Source organism: Vreelandella subterranea, assembly GCF_900111305.1.
Lineage (GTDB): Bacteria > Pseudomonadota > Gammaproteobacteria > Pseudomonadales > Halomonadaceae > Vreelandella > Vreelandella subterranea.
This window is the reverse complement of sequence record NZ_FOGS01000022.1, coordinates 1-3,547: the sequence shown is the minus strand read 5'-3', so window position 1 is coordinate 3,547 and position 3,547 is coordinate 1. Positions and strand designations below refer to the sequence as shown.

The following is a 3,547-nucleotide window of genomic DNA, read 5'->3' as shown; positions in this document are numbered from 1 at the left end:
AGTGCCGTCCATGTCATACCTACTGCTGTTGGGGAGGTCATATTCTGGCCCAGCTCAGGGGGCGAATTCCACACCCAACGTCGAAGAGCCTTTTTATTTTGAGGGGCGCTAGCCTGATTTGGCTCCCCTTCATTTTAACGCAGCCGGTTGGCTGGGAGCTTATCGTTTTTGCTGTCGTGTTCGGTATATTCGATGTGGCAACGGTTCCGCCCGTTATTAATTTATGCAATCAAATCTTTGGTGACCAAGGGCCTTCGGCTTTTAGCTGGATCAACGTAGCTCATCAATTAGGCGCTGGGCTGGTTGCTCTGACAGGAGGAATGATCGCCTTTATTACGGGATCTTATTTCATATTGTGGTTTATAGCAGGTGGCTTATGTTTCATTGCTGCTGTGATCGTGCTTAGTCCCTATCATGGCGAAAAACCGGCTGAGTCTGTCAATGTTTGAATAGTATCGCAGGCGGAAAGGGAGATGACTGAGCTGTTTGGTAAATAAGTTCCAGGTATTGAAGATTTGCTTGTAAAGTATTAACGGTGAACTAACTGGACATGACGGAGAGTTCACCGTTGATGGTTCGCCTGTTTGAGCATCATTTAGGTGTGCCGTTGACGCAACACCATCAAACCGCCCATTAAGATCATGCCCATTCCCAGCCAAGTCATGGCATCCGGCACTTCACTGAATAGCAGGTAGCCCCAAAGGCTAGCAAAGATGAGGTAGGCGTAATCGAAGGTGCCGATCAACGCCGAAGGGGCAATTTGATAGGCCCGGGCGACACCGGTATTTACAACAATCAGCAGTAGCGCGTAGGCGCCGATGATCGCTAGCGTTGTGGCGTCCAGCGGTTGCCAAACAGCAAACAGGAAGGGCGCACGTTCAGCGATTGATGCTGTGCTGATAATGGCGACCAGCACACTGAAAACACTGCCTGCCGTAAGAAAGGCTAGATTGAGTCCCAAGGTGAGTATTAAAGGATGCTCTGTTTGGCAGTGGTGGCGTGTCACCAGCATAGCCAGCGCATAAAAGAGGGCGGCGAGCACTGGTAGAAGGGTGGCAGGGGTGAAGGTGTCGTCGCCGGGGCGTAATACCACCACCACACCCAGAAAACCGCAGAGGATGCCTAGCCACGCCAATCGCGAGAGATGCTCGCCTGCCCCAAAAGCAGCCAGCACGGCAATAAACAACGGTGTGGTGTAAATAGCGACGGCCGCCACCGAAAGAGGAATCAGCGGCAGAGCGGCGTAATAGGCTATCCACATCAGCAACAGAAGCAGGCTTCTTATCGCCACCCAGCGGCGTGATTTTACCCTGGGGCGGGGGCCTGAATGGCCAATGATCAATCCGAAAAGTATCGGCAGCGATATGAATGATGCGATGACATAGAGTTGCCATAGCGACATACTGGTACTCAGATACTTAACCATAGCGTCGGTCAACGCCAGCAGAAACACAGCCCCCACGATAAGGCTTATGCCCTGTAGGATATTATCTTGTGGTTTAGCAGTGGCCTTCATTGCAGCGTTCCAGTGATTAATACCGCTCTAGGATGCCGCTGCCGCTAGCAGTGCTTCAAACGACTTCTGCGTCACAATGCATGAGCTCAGGTTATGGATAACTTCATCAAGTCTCTTCCGCCGCTGGCGACGCTACGCCCCTTTGAGGCTGCCGCCAGGCTTGAAAGCTTTTCACGTGCGGCGGATGAACTCCATCTGACCCAGGCAGCTATCAGCAGACAGATCCGTGCGCTGGAAGAAGATCTTGGTGTGACGCTTTTCGAGCGCCGTAATCGCGGCGTTTTTCTTACCCGTGAGGGGCGTGAGTTTGGCCGTACGGTCTCCCAGGCGCTGGAAAGTATTGCTACGGGTGCTCAGGAATTACGTGGCGCCCCCGACGATAAGCGCGTCGTACTGTTCTGCCAATTATGTGAAGCGTTCTATTGGTTGATGCCACAGCTGGCTGACTTTAACCGCCTCTACCCTGACATTGAGATTCAGCTGGCGACGTCGACAAGTCCCATCACCGAATTTAGTGGCAACTTCGACATTGCACTGCAAACCAATAGACGGCCTAGCGGCAGCCACCGCTTGGCATTTACTGCCGAGGACGAGATATTCCCGGTCTGCAGTCCGGCTTACCTGAAAGGGACCTCCACGCCGCTGAGCCTCGATGCGTTACTTAACCATCGACTGCTGCACCACCACGCGGAACCGCCGGATTGGCTGGAGTGGGAGGACTGGTTTCAGGCCATGGGGTACTTTGAACCCTCATCAGCAGAGGGTGCTGTTTTCGACAGCTATCCGTTGCTACTGCAAGCGGCTGTCGCGGGGCACGGCATTGCCTTGGGGTGGCGACGGACGACGCAACGGTTAATTGAAAATGGCGAACTGATTCGCCCGGTGTCAGAAAGCTTGCCTCAGCACGATGCCATCGCCCTATACACTCGGCAGGGTGCGCCTCAACGCGCAGGCAGCAAAGCGTTATTGGGTTGGCTGTGTGAGGTGTTGGGTGATGAGTGATATTGGGGCTCGGTTTACATATACCCGAGGTTAACCAGACAGCGGGTAGGGCGTTCATCACGCTGGGCCAGGGTTTACCGCTGGGGTAGCACCATCATGACCATTGCAAACGGGCGGTCTCTATAACGGCCTCCTCAGCGAACTAGCGCTCTGACGCAAGCAACGTCAACATGCCTGCTTTATGCATTCGATGTGCTAATTTGAATGCATTGAGGGCGCGATTGCGCTCACTACATGCGATAGGAGGTCAAGCTATGGGCATGATGACGATCAGAAGCATTCCTGAGGAAGTACACAACGCACTGAAAGCTCGCGCCAAGCAAAATCATCGCAGCGCTGAAGCTGAAGTGCGTGCCATTCTTGAAGAAGCCACACGACCTGAAAATCGCTTCAAAATGGGCGATGCCTTGGCAGCTTTAGGCCGTAAAGTCGGGTTGACCAATGAAGATGTTGCATCCATTGAACAGGTTCGCGACAAGTCGCCTGCTGAGCCGATGAGGTTTGAATGATCGTTCTCGATACCAATGTCATTTCCGAGGCGATGAAACCCGAACCTGATCCGGCCGTCAGAGCTTGGCTTAATATGAGCAGTCAGCCGAAACGCTGTATCTGTCGACTGTTACCCTGGCTGAGTTGATGTTTGGCATTGCAGCGCTGCCTAATGGGAAGCGCAAGGACATGCTAAGCGAGGCATTGGATGGCCTTATGGCGCTGTTCAGAGAGCGAATTTTGCCTTTTGACGCTGACGCCGCTAGCAAGTATACCGAACTGGCCGTCACGGCCCGAACCGCAGGGCGTGGTTTTCCCGTGCCGGACGGTTATATTGCAGCGATTGCCGTATCCCAGGGCTACCAAGTCGCATCGCGCGATATGGCGCCATTTGAGGCGGCGAGTGTGGGCGTGGTTAACCCTTGGGAGGGCTAGTAGCTGTGCTTCCTGAATTCAAGTAATAAGTGCAGCACCTGCGGTATCCAGGGCACCTGAGTACTCACCCAGGAACACTTGTGCCGGTGTTCGATAACCGAGCCG

At 53.7% G+C, this 3,547-nt stretch carries 5 protein-coding genes; 4 read left to right on the top strand and 1 reads right to left on the bottom strand.

Annotated elements, in window-relative coordinates:
- On the top strand, positions 1-449 hold a 449-nt coding region (locus BMX75_RS17880), incomplete at its 5' end, for an MFS transporter (protein WP_340148058.1).
- A gap of 146 nt (positions 450-595) precedes the next feature.
- Here BMX75_RS17880 and BMX75_RS17875 read toward each other — a convergent pair.
- Positions 596-1,516 carry a DMT family transporter gene (locus BMX75_RS17875; protein ID WP_092831069.1) on the bottom strand — a complete coding sequence of 307 codons (921 nt, stop codon included), beginning with the start codon at positions 1,514-1,516 and terminating at the stop codon, positions 596-598.
- Between the two features lie 93 nt (positions 1,517-1,609).
- Between BMX75_RS17875 and BMX75_RS17870 the strand changes: the two genes are divergently transcribed.
- From BMX75_RS17870 to BMX75_RS17860, 3 genes are all read left to right on the top strand, one after another.
- Positions 1,610-2,518 carry a LysR substrate-binding domain-containing protein gene (locus BMX75_RS17870; protein WP_092831067.1) on the top strand — a complete coding sequence of 303 codons (909 nt, stop codon included), beginning with the start codon at positions 1,610-1,612 and terminating at the stop codon, positions 2,516-2,518.
- Positions 2,519-2,772: 254 nt separating this feature from the next.
- The gene (locus BMX75_RS17865) at positions 2,773-3,027 is read left to right on the top strand and encodes a FitA-like ribbon-helix-helix domain-containing protein (RefSeq protein ID WP_092831065.1); all 255 of its coding nucleotides are present in this window, start codon (positions 2,773-2,775) and stop codon (positions 3,025-3,027) included.
- Between the two features lie 127 nt (positions 3,028-3,154).
- Positions 3,155-3,442, top strand: coding sequence for a PIN domain-containing protein (locus tag BMX75_RS17860; RefSeq protein ID WP_245748664.1), 288 nt, complete (start codon positions 3,155-3,157; stop codon positions 3,440-3,442).
- Positions 3,443-3,547: the final 105 nt, after the last annotated feature.